Source organism: Bacillus sp. FSL W7-1034 (assembly GCF_038593365.1).
Taxonomy (GTDB): Bacteria; Bacillota; Bacilli; order Bacillales; family Bacillaceae; genus Bacillus; species Bacillus altitudinis.
Genome location: NZ_CP151989.1, coordinates 796283 through 815929 on the forward strand (window position 1 = coordinate 796283; position 19647 = coordinate 815929).

Annotated in this window: 23 protein-coding genes and 1 pseudogene; 14 read left to right on the plus strand and 10 right to left on the minus strand. The window is 41.5% G+C overall.

Annotated elements, in window-relative coordinates; all coding sequences use genetic code 11:
- Positions 1-58: 58 nt before the first annotated feature.
- Entirely contained in the window at positions 59-1414 is a 1356-nt protein-coding gene (locus NST73_RS03920; RefSeq protein ID WP_041090695.1) for a sodium:alanine symporter family protein, read from the minus strand.
- Between the two features lie 174 nt (positions 1415-1588).
- Here NST73_RS03920 and NST73_RS03925 point away from each other — a divergent pair, with 174 nt between their 5' ends.
- The 4 genes from NST73_RS03925 to NST73_RS03940 are packed head-to-tail and all read left to right on the plus strand — an operon-like array spanning position 1589 to position 3424.
- On the plus strand, positions 1589-2059 hold the full coding sequence (locus tag NST73_RS03925) for a low molecular weight protein-tyrosine-phosphatase (RefSeq protein ID WP_008341755.1): 471 nt from the start codon (positions 1589-1591) through the stop codon (positions 2057-2059).
- A 20-nt stretch (positions 2060-2079) separates the two neighbouring features.
- Positions 2080-2412 (plus strand): hypothetical protein, encoded by a 333-nt coding sequence (locus NST73_RS03930; RefSeq protein ID WP_035391343.1) that lies wholly within the window; start codon positions 2080-2082, stop codon positions 2410-2412.
- 18 nt (positions 2413-2430) lie between these two features.
- Complete coding sequence (locus NST73_RS03935) at positions 2431-3249, plus strand: YhjD/YihY/BrkB family envelope integrity protein (RefSeq protein ID WP_008341753.1); 819 nt, start codon at positions 2431-2433, stop codon at positions 3247-3249.
- A gap of 31 nt (positions 3250-3280) precedes the next feature.
- A complete protein-coding gene (locus tag NST73_RS03940; RefSeq protein WP_186365932.1) occupies positions 3281-3424 on the plus strand; it encodes a hypothetical protein in 144 nt (47 codons plus the stop codon).
- A gap of 40 nt (positions 3425-3464) precedes the next feature.
- Here NST73_RS03940 and NST73_RS03945 read toward each other — a convergent pair whose 3' ends face one another.
- Together NST73_RS03945 and NST73_RS03950 are read right to left on the minus strand one after the other, a co-directional pair.
- Positions 3465-3965: a GNAT family N-acetyltransferase gene (locus tag NST73_RS03945; RefSeq protein ID WP_342499404.1), complete on the minus strand. Its 501-nt coding sequence runs from the start codon at positions 3963-3965 to the stop codon at positions 3465-3467.
- Positions 3966-3979: 14 nt separating this feature from the next.
- Positions 3980-5143, minus strand: coding sequence for an MFS transporter (locus NST73_RS03950; RefSeq protein WP_342499405.1), 1164 nt, complete (start codon positions 5141-5143; stop codon positions 3980-3982).
- Between the two features lie 75 nt (positions 5144-5218).
- Here NST73_RS03950 and NST73_RS03955 point away from each other — a divergent pair, with 75 nt between their 5' ends.
- The 3 genes from NST73_RS03955 (at position 5219) to NST73_RS03965 (ending at position 7579) form a co-directional block, all read left to right on the plus strand.
- On the plus strand, positions 5219-5596 hold the full coding sequence (locus NST73_RS03955; RefSeq protein ID WP_041090698.1) for an OsmC family protein: 378 nt from the start codon (positions 5219-5221) through the stop codon (positions 5594-5596).
- 65 nt (positions 5597-5661) lie between these two features.
- The gene (gene cax / locus NST73_RS03960; protein WP_144680239.1) at positions 5662-6729 is read left to right on the plus strand and encodes a calcium/proton exchanger; all 1068 of its coding nucleotides are present in this window, start codon (positions 5662-5664) and stop codon (positions 6727-6729) included.
- A gap of 88 nt (positions 6730-6817) precedes the next feature.
- The gene (locus tag NST73_RS03965) at positions 6818-7579 is read left to right on the plus strand and encodes a YfkD famly protein (RefSeq protein ID WP_223255680.1); all 762 of its coding nucleotides are present in this window, start codon (positions 6818-6820) and stop codon (positions 7577-7579) included.
- 374 nt (positions 7580-7953) lie between these two features.
- Here NST73_RS03965 and NST73_RS03970 read toward each other — a convergent pair whose 3' ends face one another.
- The 4 genes from NST73_RS03970 to yfkAB all read right to left on the minus strand — a co-directional run bounded on the left by NST73_RS03970 (position 7954) and on the right by yfkAB (position 11270).
- The gene (locus tag NST73_RS03970) at positions 7954-8673 is read right to left on the minus strand and encodes a YebC/PmpR family DNA-binding transcriptional regulator (RefSeq protein ID WP_007496614.1); all 720 of its coding nucleotides are present in this window, start codon (positions 8671-8673) and stop codon (positions 7954-7956) included.
- Positions 8674-8805: 132 nt separating this feature from the next.
- The gene (locus NST73_RS03975; protein ID WP_235672226.1) at positions 8806-9159 is read right to left on the minus strand and encodes a nuclear transport factor 2 family protein; all 354 of its coding nucleotides are present in this window, start codon (positions 9157-9159) and stop codon (positions 8806-8808) included.
- A gap of 145 nt (positions 9160-9304) precedes the next feature.
- Positions 9305-10141, minus strand: a complete 837-nt coding sequence (locus NST73_RS03980) for a mechanosensitive ion channel domain-containing protein (RefSeq protein ID WP_025206933.1) — start codon at positions 10139-10141, stop codon at positions 9305-9307.
- Between the two features lie 7 nt (positions 10142-10148).
- On the minus strand, positions 10149-11270 hold the full coding sequence (yfkAB, locus tag NST73_RS03985; protein ID WP_017358799.1) for a radical SAM/CxCxxxxC motif protein YfkAB: 1122 nt from the start codon (positions 11268-11270) through the stop codon (positions 10149-10151).
- A gap of 147 nt (positions 11271-11417) precedes the next feature.
- On the opposite strand from yfkAB, the gene NST73_RS03990 reads away from it, so the two are divergent.
- Both NST73_RS03990 and pdaA read left to right on the plus strand, forming a co-directional pair.
- Positions 11418-11609 carry an SE1561 family protein gene (locus NST73_RS03990; protein WP_003218031.1) on the plus strand — a complete coding sequence of 64 codons (192 nt, stop codon included), beginning with the start codon at positions 11418-11420 and terminating at the stop codon, positions 11607-11609.
- A gap of 102 nt (positions 11610-11711) precedes the next feature.
- Entirely contained in the window at positions 11712-12503 is a 792-nt protein-coding gene (gene pdaA / locus NST73_RS03995; RefSeq protein WP_039168013.1) for a delta-lactam-biosynthetic de-N-acetylase, read from the plus strand.
- Positions 12504-12735: 232 nt separating this feature from the next.
- On the opposite strand, the pseudogene NST73_RS04000 reads toward pdaA, so the two are convergent.
- The 3 genes and pseudogenes from NST73_RS04000 to NST73_RS04010 all read right to left on the minus strand — a co-directional run bounded on the left by NST73_RS04000 (position 12736) and on the right by NST73_RS04010 (position 14797).
- Positions 12736-13166, minus strand: a pseudogene (locus NST73_RS04000) (DUF2716 domain-containing protein).
- Positions 13167-13199: 33 nt separating this feature from the next.
- Positions 13200-14159, minus strand: a complete 960-nt coding sequence (gene corA / locus NST73_RS04005) for a magnesium/cobalt transporter CorA (protein ID WP_041506595.1) — start codon at positions 14157-14159, stop codon at positions 13200-13202.
- Positions 14160-14290: 131 nt separating this feature from the next.
- Complete coding sequence (locus NST73_RS04010; RefSeq protein WP_024720250.1) at positions 14291-14797, minus strand: hypothetical protein; 507 nt, start codon at positions 14795-14797, stop codon at positions 14291-14293.
- A gap of 433 nt (positions 14798-15230) precedes the next feature.
- Here NST73_RS04010 and NST73_RS04015 point away from each other — a divergent pair, with 433 nt between their 5' ends.
- The 5 genes from NST73_RS04015 to NST73_RS04035 all read left to right on the plus strand — a co-directional run bounded on the left by NST73_RS04015 (position 15231) and on the right by NST73_RS04035 (position 19642).
- Entirely contained in the window at positions 15231-16100 is an 870-nt protein-coding gene (locus NST73_RS04015; protein WP_144680229.1) for a DNA-3-methyladenine glycosylase, read from the plus strand.
- A 96-nt stretch (positions 16101-16196) separates the two neighbouring features.
- Positions 16197-17588, plus strand: a complete 1392-nt coding sequence (gene rlmD / locus NST73_RS04020; protein WP_144680267.1) for a 23S rRNA (uracil(1939)-C(5))-methyltransferase RlmD — start codon at positions 16197-16199, stop codon at positions 17586-17588.
- A 136-nt stretch (positions 17589-17724) separates the two neighbouring features.
- Positions 17725-18135, plus strand: coding sequence for a DUF6508 domain-containing protein (locus tag NST73_RS04025; RefSeq protein WP_342499406.1), 411 nt, complete (start codon positions 17725-17727; stop codon positions 18133-18135).
- Positions 18136-18161: 26 nt separating this feature from the next.
- On the plus strand, positions 18162-18680 hold the full coding sequence (locus NST73_RS04030) for a hypothetical protein (RefSeq protein WP_217967433.1): 519 nt from the start codon (positions 18162-18164) through the stop codon (positions 18678-18680).
- A 134-nt stretch (positions 18681-18814) separates the two neighbouring features.
- Entirely contained in the window at positions 18815-19642 is an 828-nt protein-coding gene (locus NST73_RS04035; RefSeq protein WP_024720257.1) for a MerR family transcriptional regulator, read from the plus strand.
- Positions 19643-19647: the final 5 nt, after the last annotated feature.

The following is a 19647-nucleotide window of genomic DNA, read 5'->3' on the forward strand; positions in this document are numbered from 1 at the left end:
CTGCATGTGTCGAATAATATGTCTATTTTAACAGAAAAGCAAAAGAATAAAAGGGCTATTATGACGACACTGAAATGTTTTTTTCCTTTTTCTCCTCTTTGATCTTATCAATGATTCGTTTGGATTCAAATACCACAACACCTGATAAACCGATGAGGCCAATTAAGTTTGGAATGGCCATCAGTCCATTGAGCATATCTGCTACGCCCCAAACGAAGTCATTCTTAAACACGGCACCGAAAAAGACAGCTATCACAAACACGATACGGTAATACATGACGTACGAATCCTTAGCCAAATATGTAAAGCATTTCTCTCCATAATAGGACCAGCCAATGATGGTTGAATAGGCAAACAGGAGCAACCCGATTGCCACGATGATTGAGCCAGCTGGACCGAGGAAGTGAGCAAAGGATAACGAAGTCAGCGCATCACTTTTTTCTGTTAAATACATATCTGCCATGACAATCGTAATGCCAGTGATAGAACAAACAATGATGGTGTCAATAAACACTTGCGTCATAGAGACGAGAGCTTGACGGGCAGGCATATCCGTTTTCGCAGCTGCAGCAGCAATTGGTGCTGATCCAAGACCTGCTTCATTGGAAAAGACTCCTCGTGCGACACCCCAGCGAATAACGGTTCCAATCGCACCACCTGCTACGGCTTGACCTGTAAAGGCATCTGAGAAAATAAGACTGACTGCGCCAGGAACAAGATCAGCATTCATGACAAGAATGATGAGCCCGCAAATGACGTAAAATAAAGCCATGACTGGTACAAAAATAGACGTCACTCGGCCGATACTTTTAATTCCGCCTAAAATCACGAGTGCCGTAAAGGCGGTAATGATGATACCTGTTACCCATGTTGGAATTTGAAAAGTAGAATTCATGACGCCTGAGATGGAATTAGACTGTACCAGGTTGCCGATCCCAAAGGCAGCACTGGCACCGAAAACAGCAAATAGCACCCCTAGCCATTTCTGTTTTAAGCCATGCTCTAAATAATACATAGGTCCGCCAGACATTTCGCCTTTTTCGTTTTTGACCCTGTATTTTACAGCCAGAACAGCTTCTGCAAACTTGGTGGCCATCCCGAAAAATGCAGCAAACCACATCCAAAATACTGCACCAGGACCACCTGCAATGACAGCTGAGGCAACACCGACGATATTCCCAGTACCGACAGTTGCAGCAAGAGCCGTCATTAATGCTTGGAAATGGGAGATATCTCCCTCTGATGTTTTGTCTTGTTTTGAAAAAGCGAGCTTTAAAGAATAAGGAAGTAATCTAATTTGAATGAAGAGGATCCGAAAGGTGAGGTAGATTCCAGTACCAACAATTAAAATTAATAGGGGAGGCCCCCACAAAAAATTGTTCATCGTCGTGACAAACTGCTCAATGATTCCCATCTAATGTCCCCCTTTGTTTGTGTAATTCTCCTAAAGTTTCTCCTTTTTTTGTGTATTTTGTCAATGCCGATGGGAGTTTTTCTTGCAAAGTTTCCAAAAGAAAAAGGGCTTGATATGATAGAGAAAAGGTTTTCCAAAGGGATTCTTAGGGAAAAGATAGGAGGAGAATGAAGGATGATTCATGTATTATTTGTGTGCCTCGGCAATATTTGCAGGTCACCGATGGCAGAGGCGATGTTTAGAAAACGAGTCGAAGACGAAGGGCTGAGTGAACACTTTGTGATTGATTCAGCAGGCATTGGCGGCTGGCATCAAGGCAGTCCTCCGCATGAAGGAACACGAAAGCTGCTTGATGAAAAGGGCATCAGCTATGAAGGAATGACGGCAAGACAAATCATGGATAAGGATATCACCACATACGACTATATCATTGCGATGGATGCTGAAAATGTAGGCGCCCTCCGCAGTTTAGCCGGCTATGGAAAACATCACTTTATTGGCCGTCTTCTTGACTTTGTAGAAGACGACGATCGAGACGATGTGCCAGATCCTTATTACACTGGGAACTTTGAGGAAGTACATGATTTAATTGAAACAGGAATTGATCGTTTTTTGACGTATGTAAAAAAAGAGAAACACCTTTAACTGAAAGGAGATCAGATGAGATGGAAGAGAACAAACAAATCGTGCTTCGGGGAGCTGTTATAGGCGCAGCCTGCGGCATATTGCTGACATTATTTCATCGTCCAACAAGAACTGCACTGAAAGAAAAATGGAATGACTGCCAGCAAAAGCTGGACGAATACCGCCTGGAGCCTGGCAAGATGTCTGCTTGCGTAAAGGAAAAAATGGAAGAAACGAAGCAATTGATGAGAACAGTCTCAGATGATTTGTCTTTTCTGAATGAACAGGTGAATCAGTTAAAGGAAACAACACCAAAGGTATTAGAGATTATTGAAGAAACAAAGGATCACTTTCAAAAGAAACAGAAAGATTGATCATTGGAGATGAGACGTATGGGTTTTGTTAAAGCGTTAATTGGACGCTTTTTGCTGCATGAAGGACCGGCAAAATCAGCTGAACTTGCGTATTTCTTTTTGCTTTCATTATTTCCGTTTCTCATCTTCGTGCTGACGCTTGTTGGTTATTTGCCGCTGACATCAAAGGATGTTCTAAGCGTCATTTCTGGTTATGCGCCAGAGGGAGCGCTTTCGATGATTGAATCCATTGCCGAAGAGACGCTGAATAACCGTAACGGCGGATTGTTGTCATTCGGGATTATTGCGGCACTCTGGTCTGCATCCAACGGTATTAATGCGGTTGTCAGAGCATTTAACCATGCTTACGAAGTCGAGGAAAATCGTTCCTTCATTCTCGTACGTTTAACATCGATTATCTTAACCATTGCGATGGTGCTTACGATTATTTTTGCCTTGATGCTGCCTGTCTTTGGAAAAGAGCTTGGCTTATTTGTCGCTAAATTAGTTGGGCAGTCAGATGCTTTTCTCACCATTTGGACCGCCATGAGATGGATTATTAGTCCACTGATTTTACTAATTGTTTTTACATCCCTATATTATTTTGCCCCTAATATCAGGCTGAAATTGAAATTTGTGCTACCTGGTGCCATATTTGCTTCTGTTGGCTGGATTCTCGTCAGCATGCTGTTCTCATTTTATGTAGGCGAATTTGCTAACTATAGTGCGATGTACGGAAGCATTGGGGGAATCATTATATTAATGATCTGGTTTTATTTAACCGGCATTATGATCATCCTCGGCGGCGAGCTCAATGCGCTTTTACATAAGCGTAAAATCGTACCAGGCAAGGTGTAAAGAAAACCGGGCATCCTAAAGGAGAACGAACATGTTCAATCTTGACGGATGGGGGAATAACGAATGTCTAAACAATCGAAAAAAGGCGGAAGCAACACAAAACAAAACAAAGGCCATCAGCCAAAGCACAAAACAAGCGGAAGTGCGAATGGGCAAAATGGGTATCACTAGATGAAAAAACTCCTCTGCATAGGTGCAGGGGAGTTTTTAATGATTCAATTTCGTATATAACGTTTCAGGAGAAAAGTTGATTCAGGCTTTGGCTGATAGTTTGGATCGAGCTGAAAGCCTGCTTTCATCGCAACACGTTCACTTCTGACATGCCCAACAGGACAAAAGATTTCAAATTCATCGACTTCAGGAGCAAAGGCATCTGTCATACATTTCACTGTTTTGGTCACAATACCTTGCCCTTGCGCATCTTCACCAATCCAATAGCCAATATTGCCTATCCGATGCTGAAACGTCATACGGAATACCCCAATTAATTGACCGTTTAATACGATACCCGCTTCTATATCTTTTTTTTCAGCATAGGCAGCGCGGGCAGATTGAATAAATGATTGAACATCTTCTATGCGATGACAGTGATTCACCCATGGTAGCCACTCTCCCAAGTGATCTTTATTCTGCTGGATAAGTGCAAATAATGCCTCTGCATCGGCTACTTGTAAACACGCCAATTTTAAGTCATCTGAAATGTTAAATGTAAACAAAATAGATCCTCCATTTAGTTACTTTCAACCACTGCCAGCGTCTTCCCAAATCGAACACAACAAAACACAAATAAAATCACAATGCTGACAAGGTAAAGTAAATTCATGCCCTCGAACGTCTGCACAAAGAATCCGCCAAGAACCGGACCGAGAATACTTCCTGCACTAAACGCCATCCCGCACATCAAATTCCCAGCAGGCAGCAGATGCTTTGGCAATAAGTCTGTCATATAACTGATGCCAAGTGAGAAGGTCGAACCTACAGCCATACCTGCGATAAAGAAACAGATCGCAACAGCCAAAACGGACTGAATGAAAATCCCTGCTAAAAGGAAAAAGAATGAACCGACGAGTGTCACAACTAAAATCATGCGTCGTCTGCCGAAACGGTCACTCAGCATCCCGAGAGGAAGCTGAAAAACAATACTCCCAATCGCAAACGCAGGTAAAATAAACGCAACAGCATCTATCGTCACCCCGCTTCTCAGCGCATACACAGGGAAGTTACTATTGAGCGTCGTTTCTAAAAAGCCATAGCAAAACGGCATCATAAACGCTACCCAGCCAAATTGAAACGCCTTCTTGAAGCGCTTCAAACTATTTGTCTGCTCTGACGTCTGCATTTCACATGTATCAGGATATGTATTTTTTAAAACAAACACAAGCAGCCAAATACACAAACTAACTGCACCAGACACAATAAACGGCAAGGATGGATTGATTTCAATGAGTGGTGTTAAAAAAGGGCCAGCGGCAAAACCGAGTCCAAAGGATAACCCATACAATGAAATATTTCGCCCGCGATTTCTAGATGAAGAGGCATAGGTTACCCACGTCTGTGTGGAGAAATGAAGCATATGATCACCGATGCCGATCATCAGCCGCAAGAAGAACCAGACGACATAAGATTCAATAAAGACAAAGCTAAACAAACTTAAAAAGACAGCAGCGCCCCCAATGACGATCAATGGTTTAAATCCGAAGCGGCGCAGCGGCGCTTCCATAAAAGGAGACGCAAGCAGCACGCCGAGATATAAGCCGGTGGCATGCAGTCCGTTTAACGTCGGGGAAGTGCCGGCATGTTCGAAAATAATCGAAATAACTGGCAGTAACGCTCCCTGCGAAAAACCAGATACGGATACAAGTAAAATTAAAATCATAAAATGAATTCTCGACATAAGAAGCTCCTTACAAGTTCATGCTTTCATCGTACAATGGAACCATAGGGGTTTCAATAGAAAGGTGGAAAAGGAATGAAGCTGATATACGAAAATGATCGGTGGGTCGCTAATGCTGATCAAAGGCAGCTACATATTTCAGGAAATGAAGAAGCGGGATACAGGCCGTATCAATTGTTCACCTCGGCTATTGCGGGCTGTTTTGGAGAAATGGTCATTCATGTATGCCGGAAAAAACGAATATCCTATCAAGGGCTGACCATTACGCCTGAAACGACAAGAGAAGGAACTGTAAACAAAATTACTCATATTCATTTACATATGATCTTTGAAAGCATCAGCACCTCTGATGAACAGCTGGAAAAAGTAATGAAACTTGCGTTGAAGCATTGCTCCATGGTGCAATCCGTGAAAGGAACGATTGATATCACCCTTTCACACGAACGAATCTAAATGTATATGATGCCGGCACTCACGAAAGAATAACAGTCAGATATGATGTAAAGGAGATTGGCTGTATGAATCGTTTGTTTCTTGTGATTGTCGCGATCGGTGTTCCATTATCTGTAATTGGTAGTTTTCTTCATTTCCCTCAGGCTGTCATGTTTGCCGTCTATTGTATCGCCATCATCGGTCTTGCAAGTTTTATGGGAAGAGCGACAGAGAGTCTTGCCATTATAGCGGGACCAAGAATTGGTGGGTTATTAAACGCTACTTTTGGAAATGCAGTGGAATTAATCATTTCATTTTTTGCATTAAAACAAGGACTCACCGCTATTGTCCTTGCTTCACTCACTGGCTCAGTGATCGGCAATTTACTGCTCGTGGCTGGACTGTCTTTTTTCGTTGGCGGATTGAAATTTAAACGACAAGAGTTCAATGTCCACGATGCAAGGCATAACTCTGGGCTCCTTATGTTTGCGATTATTGTGGCATTTGTCATTCCAGAAGTCTTTTCCATAGGGATGGCAGAAGATCGTCAATTTGTTTTAAGTATCGGCATTAGCATTGTGATGATTTTGCTTTATGTCGCAGCACTCTATTTCAAACTGGTCAGCCACAGAGGTGTTTATGTTGCCAAGCAGGAAATTACGGAAGGGGAAGCAGCGACGGAAAAAGAAACACCAGAGTGGTCGGGGAAGTTTGCCACGGCGATTTTACTCCTTGCGACAATTGCTGTGGCGTATATTTCAGAGCGGCTCGTCCATACATTTGACACAGTCGGAGAACAGTTTGGCTGGAGTGAGCTGTTTATCGGGGTCATCATTGTTGCGATTGTCGGTAATGCAGCAGAACACGCATCTGCTGTGATTATGGCGTATAAAAACAAAATGGATGTCGCAGTGGAAATTGCTTTCGGTTCCACGCTTCAAGTCGCCATGATGGTCGCACCGATCCTTGTGATCAGCTCTCTGTTTTTTGAAAAGCAAATGCCACTGATCTTCTCATTACCAGAGCTCATTGCCATGGCATCCTCTGTATTACTAACGGTCATCCTCTCAAATGATGGGGATACGAACTGGTTTGAAGGTGCTACATTGCTCGCTGCCTATTTCATTATGGCGATTGGATTTTTCCTTTTATAATCTTTTGTGGATAAGGGACGTCTTTCGGGAAAATACTATGGAAAAATGAATGAGAAAGAGTGATGATATGAAAAAGATGCCCCGCATCATGTTTGTTGTTCTCTTATCCTTAAGTTTTCTATACAGTTTTCCAGCCGAGGCAGCAAAGCCGTTTAAGGTGCCATCGTCTGTCGCCAGTATCTCAAAGGAAAATACGTATCCAAATGCATCACAGGATCAACCGCTGCTCCAGCCGAGCGAGCTGACGGCCGAATTATTTAAAACAACAAGTGTACCAATTGAAAATACACATTTAATTAAAATGCTGAATGAATCCAGTATCTCAGGTACACCGCTAGCAGTTGGCTACAGGGCAACGATTTTTCTTGGAAGATGGGCACTCAGCTATGATTCAAACGAAACCGTCGCCAATTGGGAATACAAAAAGGTGAACACGAATCACATTGATAATAGAGGCGGAAACAAAACAGCCATCGGCAAATATGTGCAAAAGCAACAAGTAAAAGTAAGTGGAGGGCTCACAGCAAAAGTACCAAACCCAGAAGATGTGAAAACGTTGATGATGCAAAAAGCCATCCAAAAAACAAAACTTCCGCTCGCCTTCGACACAGTGATTGGTGCAGGAACAAAGCGAGATCAGTCCTACCACGTCTCTCCGAAAAAAGCAGCATCTCTTCATGCCTATGCACCAGCGATTAATGAAAAAGGAAAGGTCACATACGGAGAAGTGTACCTTGTGCTCAAAGGAAATAAACGCAAACTTGTCGTAAAAAATGTGACCTCACAAGGAATCGGCGCTTGGATTCCTGTTCAGGATCACCTGACGTTTGGGTTTCAAGGGATGAATTAAAAACAGTCATCTCCTCTTACCAAGGGGAGATGACTGTTTTTTGATTAAGATGTCCTATCTTTTTTCTTTTTCATTTCATGAATGTAAAAATCAAAGGCGTTATATAATAACCATACAAAGAAAAGAAAGAGAAAGACTTTCGTGAATATCGTCAAATTGTTGAAAATTAAGCATAGGCCAATAAAAGGGAGGATCATAAAGCCATAATACGAAAACCACCATGTTTTAAAAATGAAACTCAGCTCCTTGGTTATTTGTGGAAACGACTCTTTCTTCATATTACATGGTCTTGAGTAGAACGTAAACCTTACCTAGACAATAAAAAAGCCAACGCGGAAGTTGAATGAATCCAACAACTACGATGGCTTAGCTGATTATTCCCCTAAATCCACATTATGATAAACTTGCTGCACGTCTTCAAGCTCTTCTAATACATCGATTAGTTTCTCGAATTGTGCTTTCGATTCATCATCTAATGTCACTTCGTTTTGAGGCAGCATTGTGATTTCAGCGACAGTAAATTCTTCTACGCCTGCCTGTTTGAACGCTTCTTGAACTTGATGGAATTGATCTGGTTCAGCGTAGACGATCACCGTATCATCTTCTTCCATAATGTCACGTACATCAATGTCTGCTTCCATTAAAAGTTCAAGCGTTTCTTCTTCACTTTTCCCTTCGACACCGATCACCGCTGTTTGGTCAAACATGTAAGCAACAGATCCACTGACGCCCATATTTCCGCCGTTTTTCCCAAATGCTGCACGAACATCAGACGCTGTGCGGTTGACGTTATTGGTCAGGGCATCAACGATCACCATAGATCCGTTTGGACCAAATCCTTCGTAACGCAGCTCATCGAAGTTCTCTTCTGCGCCGCCTTTTGCTTTTTCAATCGCACGGTCCACAATGTGTTTTGGGACACTATATGTTTTTGCACGTTCTAGGACAAAACGAAGTGCTTGGTTTGATTCTGGATTTGGCTCACCTTGCTTGGCAGCCACATAGATTTCACGCCCGAATTTTGCGTAAATACGACTTGTATTGGCATCCTTTGATGCTTTCTTTTCTTTAATGTTGTTCCATTTACGACCCATCTTATTCACTCTCTTTCAATTAGTAAATACACAGTATGAGGGTCCCCATGCTGCATGAAATCAATCTGCTTTCTATTATACATGAATCAGTCAAGAGGATAGAAGTAAGAGGGCTGAAAAGAAAAGAATTCCTTAGCTGATATGTCCAAGTTGTTCAAGCGTCTTATTTTTCTCATGCGGTCTAGTCAGCTCATCACACCGAATGATTCTACCATCTAATAAAGTAAATAACGCCATCACATCTATTAGACCGTGGTCTCCTGTGGACAGCTCAATATGTACAGTGTAACGAAAACACCCTTGCTGAGTCTCTTCATCAAACAACATATCATGAAAGGCGGGGATGTCGAGCTGTTTGGTCATGACTTTTAATGTGGAGAGATGCTTTTTAAATTCATTAAGGGAAGAGACCTTTCCATCAGTGACTTGCTGATAATCTGAAGAAAAATAAGTCTCCACCTTTTCTATATCTAATTGGATTAACACCTCTTGATACATTTGCTTAATAAAAAAATCGCTTCAGTTTTTCTCAATGTAAACACCCTTTCTTTTAGTTAATTGGTGAACTATATAATATTATAATTAACTGGTTAACTAAAAAAATTAAAAAATAACCCCATCAAAAATGAGGTTATTTTGCAGGCTGTGGATAGACGAGATCCTCAAGCAATTTCACATCATGCTGATGAAGTTGTGTGATCATTTCTTTTCGCACAGCGAGGGCGGCTTCGAAGTATTTTTCATCCTCGACCATTCCTTTTACGGTGATCTCAATCCCGCGATTCAATTTATTGAGCCCCATAATGCCATGAACCTGAAAAGGTTCAATGGCGTTTTGGAATTCATCTTTTTTCAGTAAATCATGATGCATTTGATTTAACTGATCACATGCTGTTTCTAGCGCCTTGAAAGCAATGTCAGGATTTTGGTTTGCGCTGATCAAGACTGACTCTGTGATACGCATGTAGTGCATATTGTAGTTTTGGATTTGACGAATGTCTCCGTTTGAAATGGTTAACAGCTTGCCGCTCCATTCTCTAATTTGCAAAGACCGGAGACCAATTTCTTCAATGGTTCCGTTAAAAAGATTATTGACCGTCACATAGTCACCTTTATGAATTTGCCTTTCATAAATGAGGAAGATGCCGGCTAGAATATCACGAATCAAGGTCTGAGCGCCAAAACCAATGACAATTCCAGCGACACCAGCCCCCGCAAGAATCTTCCCAAAGTCATGAAAAAATAGAGAAATCACATATAAGACAAAACATATGGAAGCTGTATACTTTGAAACCGATTTGACCAAGCTCTCAATCGTTTTTTTCTTCTTGTCTTCAATGAATTCAGTGCGTTTAAAGAAAATCTGAAGCGCTTTGTTGATCATAAAGACGGCAAGCCAAAGAATGAGGCCAACAAGGAGAATTTCAATGTATTTGTTCTTGACCACTGTCAGAAATGTTTCGTCCATCTATCGGTTACCCCCTGGCTGTACGAGAAGTAAAATCAACATCTTGATAATAACTGTTTTTCACAAGAACATTCGGACCAAGGCATTGCACACTTGGGCAATGACAATTCAGTTCTTTTGCCAATTTTGTGTTCATCCAGCGTGTATAAGCTGATTGCAACGTATCGGTTTCAATATTTCCTAATGGCGGTGTATCGCCAAAGTCTGTCACAATAATATTCCCATCAAAAATATTCACATTCAACCGTGAACGGCCATCAGGGTCATTTCGTACTGTCACATTTTTCGCTTGACGCAATCGAGTCAAGAGGCGCTGGTCTTCTTCATCTGTGCTGCATGAATAAAATGGCAATGTGCCAAACAGCATCCATGTGTTCTCATCACGAACATCGAGCAGCTGATGAATCGCATCCCGCATTTGCGGAAGCGACAATGATTCAAGGGCGCTGGCAAAATCACTTGGATACATCGGATGAACTTCATGGCGCTGGCATTTCATCTCGTCCACGATTTGACGATGGATGTGTTCAATATAAGGAAGCGTACGCTTATTCAGCATCGTTTCAGCAGATACGGTTACACCCGCTTTCACAAGTGCCTGACTATTCTCAATCATGCGGTTAAACAATTTCTCGCGCTGTTCAAAGGTTGGCTTTCGGTCCATCATTGCAAAACCAACCGTAGCAAACTCTTCGACTGTTCCCCAGTTATGTGAAATGTGTAGGACATCCAAGTATGGAATAATCTCTTCATATCGAGCCAAATCAAGTGTTAAATTCGAATTAATTTGGGTACGGACGCCGCGTTCATGGGCATACTTTAATAAAGGAACGACATATTCCCGTACAGATTTCAGAGACAGCATCGGCTCTCCGCCTGTGATGCTAAGGGAACGCAAGAGCGGTACTTCATCTAAACGGCGAAGCAGTAAATCGAGTGGCAGTGCATTCGGATCTTTTGGCTGCAAAGTATAGCCAACCGCACAGTGCTCACATCTCATGTTACACAACGTCGTTGTCGTCAATTCAATATTTGTCAGCTTCATTTCTCCGTAATCCTGCACATCGAGATAGGCTTCCCAAGGGTCGAATGCAGGTGTAATCGGGCGAAGTGCTGTTTTTTGGTTCATGGTATCTATCTCCTTTTCATTCGGGCAAACATAGACCCGCCAACAGTTAATTTTAAGCCCCATCACCGTTATACGCAAGAGGGGACACAATTGATTTACAAAGGAAAAAAAGATAAGCTATAAACAAATGCTAAAGGGAGTGTATCTATGGGCAAGGCAGCAGACAGCAAAGAGCAGCAGGTTGATTATTTAAAGAACCGATTAGATATGTTTATGAATGTGATTGATTCATTAGATCCTGAATCCACAGACGTTGAGGATATAGACAGACTCATCCAGATGATTGACGACCTAGAAGCGAAATATGAACGGTTTAAAACCGATTGGAAGGAAGAATAGCTCGCGCTGATGCGGGCTTTTTTCTTTAAATTGGCAGGTCAAAAAGTGTATGAGTACCCGGTATATTCTGCACAATAGAAGAAAAACCGGGAAGTGACGTAAATGAAAAAATGCATACTGATCTGTCTATGTGCGCTTTTTGTATCGATGCCTTTTTCAAACTTAGAAGCCGTGTCTAATCAGCCGATTCATTGGGGATTTGCTAAAAGCAAAGAGCACAAGCCAGCAGATGCCGGCAAGGAACTGACGACACTCTTAAAGAAATATGATGCTTTCTATTTAGGAAATACGAAAAAGAAAGAGATTTATTTTACATTCGACAATGGCTATGAAAATGGGTACACACCCAAAATCTTGGATGTGCTGAAAAAACATCAAGTACCCGGCACCTTTTTTGTGACTGGGCACTTCGTAAAGGACCAGCCTAAGCTCGTCAAACGTATGGCAGAGGAAGGTCATATTATTGGCAACCATTCCTATCACCATCCAGATTTAACAACAAAGAGCACGAAAGAAATCAAAGAAGAGCTAGATCGTGTCAATGAAGCGGTATACAAAATCACAGGAAAACAAGATAACCTCTACCTTCGTCCACCGCGCGGGGTGTTCAGTGAAAGGGTACTAAAGGAAACGAAACAGCTTGGCTACCAAACCGTTTTCTGGTCAGTAGCGTTTGTAGATTGGCACATCCACCATCAAAAAGGAAAACAGTATGCGTACAATCAAATGATGAAACAGGCGCATCCGGGTGCCATTTACTTACTTCATACCGTCTCAAGGGACAATGCCGAGGCACTTGATGATGCCATCACTGCTTTAAAAAAACAAGGATATACCTTTAAAAGCTTAGACGATCTCATGCTTGAAAAAGTATGGCATCTCCCTCAGCTATAGAAAAAAGCTTGCAGACATCTGCAAGCTTCAGCGTGTAGCCAAACCCTCGCATTCTTTGTCAGTTCTGCGTGCTGGTGCTCACGAATGTGAAATTCGCTCCGCGCCAGTACTCGTCCTTCCTAGACTGCAAAGGTTTTCTATCACGCTGAAACGAAGACAAAGGGCTAAAATAAAGTTCATTTTAGCCCTTTGTCAACAATCCGAAGCTTGCAGACACTGCAAGCTTTTTGACTTACCCTTCTCTTATTTTACGCTGGAACAAAAGGGGACGATGACGAGTAAAGGAGTCAATCAAGCCCTCACCGAAAATCGTGATGCTTTGCTCCCAAGGATGTCCTAGTAAACCCCAGGTCATCTCTTTTGATAAAAAGAAATAGGGAGCACAGGAACTCTCCATTCTCCAAATTCATCTTTTTCAAATGAGCCGTATGGTGTGATCGTGATATTCTCCTGAAAAGACAGCAGTGCCTTCTTTTCAAGGTCTTCATCCCCACTTAGGAGAGAAGGGTCCTCGAAATAAGCAGAGATATCATATGTGATGTAAGGAGATGGTGCTTGAAAACCGGGAAAGCGAGAGATGCTTGGGTTAAATTTAAACTTTTGATCAAATGTTTTCCATGCGTACTTTAGTTCTTTGTCTGTCAGTGGAATCCAGTTTTCCATAGTATCTCCCTTTCAAGCACTTCTCTCAAAAAACTATTTAAAAATCCTAAACCATCCTTTATGTTTAAACCACAAAAGCATCCCTGAGACAAGCAAACCCATGAAAATCAGTACGCCAAAATAGCCATATTTCCAGTGTAACTCAGGCATGTTATCAAAGTTCATCCCATATACCCCAACAATAAAGGTCAGTGGAATAAAAATCGTCGAGACAATGGTCAGTGTCATCATGATGGCATTCATTCGATTGGAATTTAGTGTTTGATAGCTGTCTCGTAAATCGGCTGTCATATCACGGTTTGACTCAACGATCTCTGTTAGTTTCAATAGATGATCATAAATATCATTAAAATATGCTTGCCGGTTTGCATCGCTTTTCATCATATTCGTGTTCACAATTCGATATAAGAGGTCCCTCATCGGGATAATGGTTCTGCGCAGTTTGAGCAAATCGGATCGAATACCGAATACTTCGTTCATTAATGTACCATACGTTTTATGTCCTTCTTCATCCTCGATTTCATTGAGCCTGTCCTCAATTTGATAAATAATAGGAAAATAATCATCGACGAGCTGGTCAATCAGCATATAAGCCATATGCTCTGGCCCGCTCTTTCGTGCTTTATCAGACCCTTTGAGCTTTCGAATGACTCGATCAATGTAGGGTGCTTCCTTTAAATGAAAAGTAACGATATAGTTTTCTCCAACAAACAGGTCGACTTCTTCAGATCGAAGTGTTTTTTGATTGAGGGCATGAAGGACGAAAAATAAATACCCTTCATAAAAATCAAGCTTTGGCCGCTGTAAATAATGGAAGCAGTCTTCAATCGCAAGCGGATGGAACTGAAAAAATTCCTTTAACAGTGCTGCTTCTTTTTCCGTTGGCGCATAAAAATCAATCCAATACCAGGCAATATCGGGGCTTGAAAGCTGCTGCAATGTTGCATGTTCAATCAAGTCGCCGTTTTTTGTCACTGCAAGTTTTTTCAGCATGTGCACCCCTCCAGACTTGCATTATATCATGAAGCAGCAGCGGTGAACTTATACGTTTTCACCATAAAAAAGCCGATCTCATCGCTGAGATCGGTCCAATGTGCGTGTATGATTGATGGATAAAGCGAGAATTAAGGACGACGGAAGTTGACGAAACCACCGTTACGGTCGAACCAACCTCTAAATGCCCAGTTGATGTAACCGCCATCACCTTTGTTTGTGAAAGATCCATTTTCAAATACCCAAACTCCGTACGTAATGCTTCCGTATTTAACAGTAGCAAACGTTTTAACACCGTTGAAACGAGTCTCATAGCCTTGGCTTAAGTTAAAGACCATGACATTGTATTTTGCGCCAGCAGCATAGAAAGCAGACTCCATTAATCCTTTGACAAAGCCTTCACGGTTCGTGTTAGCATTTGCAGCATTAATTAATGCATTGGCAATTCCAAGTACGTCAAAGTTAATGTTAACATTTGTCGCATTTGTTGAAGCTTTACCTTCAGCAGCTTTGTTTAACACAGTTTGCTGAATAGTTGTTGAAACTGGAGCAGTTTTTTGCTCAGCAGCGTCAGCGAATACTGGTAGTGTCGAAGAAACAGCAGTGGCAAGGGCAACAGAAAGAATTGTTTTTTTCATTGGTCGGATCTCCTTTGTTTTTAAATTTTGGGTCTTCTTTTAGTAAAACGTGAAACTAGGTGAAGCCGGTTATCAATGAGGTAAATATGTTCCTGCAAGATGAAACAAATGATTGCCTAATCCGCTAATTCCTTTGTTCACCTCCTTGATATGTCATAATTATACAAATATTTTTGAAATAGAAGATATCACCCATAGGTTCTATTTCTAATTTAAGGAAAATGATCCTAAAATGTTGAAGATTGCTGTCGAATTTTAGCTGAATTCGACTAAAAATTTTCATCTATCCAAAAGGAGAATGACCATAAATAAGGAAGATATAACTGATAAATTCTTGTACTCTTTATATTTAAAAGTATTCAATATAGAGAATCATTCATGCAAAGTGAAACAATCACATCTGCGTGTGTTGACAGAAAGGAAGAGGAAAAACATGTGGGAAAAACACCTATTGGTTGAACCGCCCTATCACTTCGATCAAGTGCTGAGACGTTTGTCGAGCGATCCATTAAAGGCGGTCGATCTGGATAAAAGAGAAATCAAAGTACCGATGAGGCTGAATCATAAACCGTACATTGCAGTCGTTCAAGCGACAGGAACAAAAGAAGCACCTTCGTTCCGGGTACAGGGAAACGGGCCGGAGGAAGCGATCCTTTCTGAGGTGAAGCGGATATTTGGCATGGAGCATCAATTACACGCCGTGCATGACCATTTTGCTCAAACAAATCTTGCGCCCATTTTTGAACGTCATATCGGAACGCCGCTTATGCTGGATTTCCATCTATATCATTGCTTGATGAAATGCATCATTCATCAGCAGCTCAATCTTGCATTTGCTTATGAGCTGACGAAACGGTTTGTTCATACGTATGGTGAGCAAATCGACGGCGTCTGGTTTGACCCTTTACCGGATACCATTGCATCACTTGAAACCGACGATTTGAGAAAACTGCAATTCAGTCAGCGAAAAGCGGAATATGTGATTGATGTCTCAAAGCGAATAGTGAGTGGCTCTCTGAATTTAGAAGAATTACACGACTTAACGGATATTGAAATTGAAGAACGTCTGCTTCCGATTAGAGGAATTGGACCTTGGACGGTTCAAAATGTCCTCATGAATGGACTTGGAAGACCAAATCTCTTTCCAATGGCAGATATCGGGATTCAAAATGCGATCAAACGTCACTTTGACCTGCCAGAAAAGCCAACAAAAGAAGAGATGGCAGTTTTAAGCAAGGAGTGGGCACCTTATTTAAGCTACGCCTCCCTTTATTTATGGAGAAGTATAGAGACAGATAAATAATTGAAAGGCATTTTCTCTCTTCGTCCAAGTCGTGATATACTATTCAGATGGAATAAAATGAGGACAACCGATAAAGGTTTAAATAGAACGGAGAGAATAAACGTGAAAGAAAAACAGCAAGGAGCCCTTCTGCAAAAGGGGCAGCAGTTCCCGCTTACCATTAAACGCCTTGGCATTAATGGGGAAGGGGTCGGTTATTTTAAAAAGCAAGTGGTCTTTGTCCCAGGTGCACTTCCAGGTGAGGAAGTAGTAGTTGAAGCAACGAATGTTCAAGCGAAATATGCAGAAGGTACGGTGAGGAAAGTTCGCAAGCGCTCAGAACATCGAGTGAAACCGCCGTGCCCAGTATACGAAGAGTGCGGAGGCTGTCAGCTTCAGCATTTGGCATACGAGCAGCAGCTAAAGGAAAAACGCGATATTGTCATTCAATCAATGGAGCGTCATACAAAGCTGTCGGTTGAAAAGATCGACATTAGAGCAACAATCGGTATGGAAGATCCATGGCACTACCGGAATAAAAGTCAGTTCCAAGTCGGAAGATCACATAGCGGTGACATCATCGCAGGGCTTTATGGGCTGAATTCCCATAAACTTGTCCCGATCAAGGAATGTATCGTCCAGCATCCGAAAACGAATAAAACAACAGGCGTCGTCCGCAAAATTTTAGAGAAATTCGGCGTATCTGTCTACAACGAGCGGACAAGAAAAGGCGACGTGCGCTCGATTGTTGTGCGTGTCGGCTTTGAAACAGGTGAAGTACAAGTCGTCCTTGTCACATCAAAGCCTGAGTTTCCAAAGAAAAAAGAAATCGCCGAAGCCATTCAAAAACGTCTGCCAGAAGTGACGTCTATTATGCACAATATCAATGGCGAAAAAACGTCAGTCATCTTTGGACATAAAACATCGCTCCTAGCTGGCAACATGGTCATCCAAGAATTTTTAGGAGACGTCTCCTTTGAATTGAGTGCACGGGCTTTCTTCCAATTGAATCCGAAGCAGACATTAAAGCTTTACGACGAAGCGAAAAAAGCGGCCAAACTGACTGGCAAAGAAAAGGTAGTCGATGCGTATTGCGGCGTTGGAACCATTGGAATGTGGCTCTCAGATGGAGCAAAAGAAGTAAGAGGTATGGATGTCATCAAAGAATCAATTGATGACGCGAAGAAAAATGCCAAAAAACACGGCATGAAAAACGCAACTTATGTGACAGGCACAGCCGAACACTGGCTGCCAAAATGGGTCAAAGAAGGCTTCCGTCCCGATGTTATCGTCGTCGATCCGCCAAGAACAGGCTGCGAACGCACTTTCCTAGACACCGTCAAACAAGTCAAACCAAAACGCTTTGTCTACGTCTCTTGCAACCCATCTACACTAGCAAAAGACCTCGAATACATGTCAAAAGACTACAAGATCGAATACATGCAGCCAGTGGATATGTTTCCGCATACGGCGCATGTGGAGTGTGTTGTATCAATGGTAAGACTGTAAAAAAGTGAAGTAAATAAAAGACTGTCCGTAATTTGAATACTGGTGTCTAGCTGGTAGGATAATTACGGATTTTTTTATATACTAATCCATAGTGTCGATCAGAGTAAACCATATGAATGAGGTAGAGGAGGATGGAATGAGTCAATTCGAGATTCTAACAAAATACATACCGATGCTTCACGAGGACCATATCGGAGAATGGGTGATCGATCAAGAAAATGATGGAACAGCGGAACATCCGATTCAGATGCCCTATGTGAATTATTCCGAAACGGTCCGTCGTTTTATCGAGGATGTCTATACCTTTGCAGAACAACATCAAGAAATGGAGCTTACCCGCTACAGTGAGATCCTCAAAGAAAATGGCATTGAGGGTGGAACGAACGATATGGAGAATGTGGACATCTCAAATGTAAATGCGCAGTGTGTACTGGCTCTCATCATTGGGGTTCTGAGAGCTGAACGATTTTGCGAGGGTGTCATACTCGATGTCTTTACAAAAGGAACTATTGTCAAGTGGCTTGAAAGATTGGAACGTTTGGAGTAAGAGAGACTAGTTTTCGGGGTGATCAAATGAAAAACAAAACAGATGTAGCCCACATGTTTCCTCCTATGAAAATAGAAGAAATTGATCATATTTTATTATATGATTTTGATGCAATAAAAATGGAAAAAGAAGATGAACGTATAAAATTCATTTTACAAGATCCCTATTGTCCTGATAAACATCATATTCACAGTGTGTATGTCATCTATAAAAGGTCTATACTCAATTTACTTGAAGGTAGGATTCGTTCTATTCATAGTCATGAATTCATGACTGCTAAGAAAAAGGATCGAACGATTTCTATAGAAGATATAGAATATGTATTAGAGATCGCTACAGTTGTGGTTCTTGCAAGTGAAAATAATGGAATATTGACGAATTATTTTTATAGTGGAGTCGGACAAAGGTTAGATTGTATTTTTAATCTATGTTTAGGTTATTCAACAGATTTACAAAAGAAAGAACATAAAGTAAGTTTGCAACGATTTATGGATGATATAAAGATTGTTGAAGAGATGGGATTGTTAGAAAAAATAGTAGGATAATGAGCAAAACCTAGATTTTAGAGAAATCTAGGTTTTTTTGTGCTTTTGAAAAATTTAATCAACTTCATGTTGACCTTCCCCTTAACTGAAAGGTTTATACTGTGATCAGATCAACAAAACGGAGGAGATGCAGGATGTTCAAGATCGGCGATTTTTCTATGTTAAGTAAAGTGCCTGTCAAAACCTTAAGATATTATGACCAAATTGATTTATTAAAGCCTCAGCAGATCGATCAAGATTCGGGATACCGTTATTACTCAGCTGAGCAGTTACTTGAGGTCAATCGAATTTTTCTTTATAAGGAATTAGGCTTTACGTTAAAACAAATGGGGCAGCTTCTTCGTGAAGACATTTCCGTAGAGCAAATTCAGGGCATGTTTCTCTTGAAAGAGAGTGAGATTCAGCAATTGATCGAGAGAGAACAACAGAAATTAGCCCGTATTAAGGAGCGGATGCACCTCATCAAACGAGAGGGGTGTGTTGAAAAAGAACAGGAGGTCATCATCAAATCTGTTGAAAGCAAACGCATCATGTCTTTTCAATCCAACGGAACTGTTGAAGAAATCCCTTCATTCTTTCAAATGTTTCATCATTTATTACATAAACATCAACAAGAATCGATCTCGGGACCACAAGTGGTGCTATGGAGAGAATCACTGGAGAAAGAAAGTGAGTTCGAATTTGAGGTGGGGTATTCCGTCAAATCGTTAAGGTGCTCTCTTCCTCAGGGAATGACAATTCGCACGTTACCTGCAGAAGACACCATGGCAACACTCTTATTTCATTCCCATTCTCCATCTGCACAAACAGCTTGTGTTGACCTGGCGACATGGATCGAACATAACGGATACCGCGTGAAAGATGATCAGCCGGGCCGAGAAATCTATTACCCATTGTCAGAAAATGAAGAAGGCAGGCTCATTGAAATTCAAATTCCTATTAAGAATGAAATCAAATCGTAAACATG

Bases quoted from the DNA above. Each gene is read 5' to 3' on its own strand.
- NST73_RS03990 (WP_003218031.1), top strand. From the start codon at position 11,418: ATGGGCAAGGCAGCAGACAGCAAAGAGCAGCAGGTTGATTATTTAAAG.
- yfkAB (WP_017358799.1), bottom strand. From the start codon at position 11,270: ATGAACCAAAAAACAGCACTTCGCCCGATTACACCTGCATTCGACCCT.
- corA (WP_041506595.1), bottom strand. From the start codon at position 14,159: ATGCTGAAAAAACTTGCAGTGACAAAAAACGGCGACTTGATTGAACAT.
- NST73_RS04030 (WP_217967433.1), top strand. From the start codon at position 18,162: ATGAAAAACAAAACAGATGTAGCCCACATGTTTCCTCCTATGAAAATA.
- NST73_RS04035 (WP_024720257.1), top strand. From the start codon at position 18,815: ATGTTCAAGATCGGCGATTTTTCTATGTTAAGTAAAGTGCCTGTCAAA.
- NST73_RS03950 (WP_342499405.1), bottom strand. From the start codon at position 5,143: ATGTCGAGAATTCATTTTATGATTTTAATTTTACTTGTATCCGTATCT.
- NST73_RS03935 (WP_008341753.1), top strand. From the start codon at position 2,431: ATGGGTTTTGTTAAAGCGTTAATTGGACGCTTTTTGCTGCATGAAGGA.
- NST73_RS04010 (WP_024720250.1), bottom strand. From the start codon at position 14,797: ATGAAAAAAACAATTCTTTCTGTTGCCCTTGCCACTGCTGTTTCTTCG.
- NST73_RS03920 (WP_041090695.1), bottom strand. From the start codon at position 1,414: ATGGGAATCATTGAGCAGTTTGTCACGACGATGAACAATTTTTTGTGG.
- NST73_RS04015 (WP_144680229.1), top strand. From the start codon at position 15,231: ATGTGGGAAAAACACCTATTGGTTGAACCGCCCTATCACTTCGATCAA.
- NST73_RS03930 (WP_035391343.1), top strand. From the start codon at position 2,080: ATGGAAGAGAACAAACAAATCGTGCTTCGGGGAGCTGTTATAGGCGCA.
- NST73_RS03980 (WP_025206933.1), bottom strand. From the start codon at position 10,141: ATGGACGAAACATTTCTGACAGTGGTCAAGAACAAATACATTGAAATT.
- NST73_RS03925 (WP_008341755.1), top strand. From the start codon at position 1,589: ATGATTCATGTATTATTTGTGTGCCTCGGCAATATTTGCAGGTCACCG.
- cax (WP_144680239.1), top strand. From the start codon at position 5,662: ATGAATCGTTTGTTTCTTGTGATTGTCGCGATCGGTGTTCCATTATCT.
- NST73_RS03970 (WP_007496614.1), bottom strand. From the start codon at position 8,673: ATGGGTCGTAAATGGAACAACATTAAAGAAAAGAAAGCATCAAAGGAT.
- pdaA (WP_039168013.1), top strand. From the start codon at position 11,712: ATGAAAAAATGCATACTGATCTGTCTATGTGCGCTTTTTGTATCGATG.
- NST73_RS03965 (WP_223255680.1), top strand. From the start codon at position 6,818: ATGTTTGTTGTTCTCTTATCCTTAAGTTTTCTATACAGTTTTCCAGCC.
- NST73_RS03955 (WP_041090698.1), top strand. From the start codon at position 5,219: ATGAAGCTGATATACGAAAATGATCGGTGGGTCGCTAATGCTGATCAA.
- NST73_RS03940 (WP_186365932.1), top strand. From the start codon at position 3,281: ATGTTCAATCTTGACGGATGGGGGAATAACGAATGTCTAAACAATCGA.
- NST73_RS04025 (WP_342499406.1), top strand. From the start codon at position 17,725: ATGAGTCAATTCGAGATTCTAACAAAATACATACCGATGCTTCACGAG.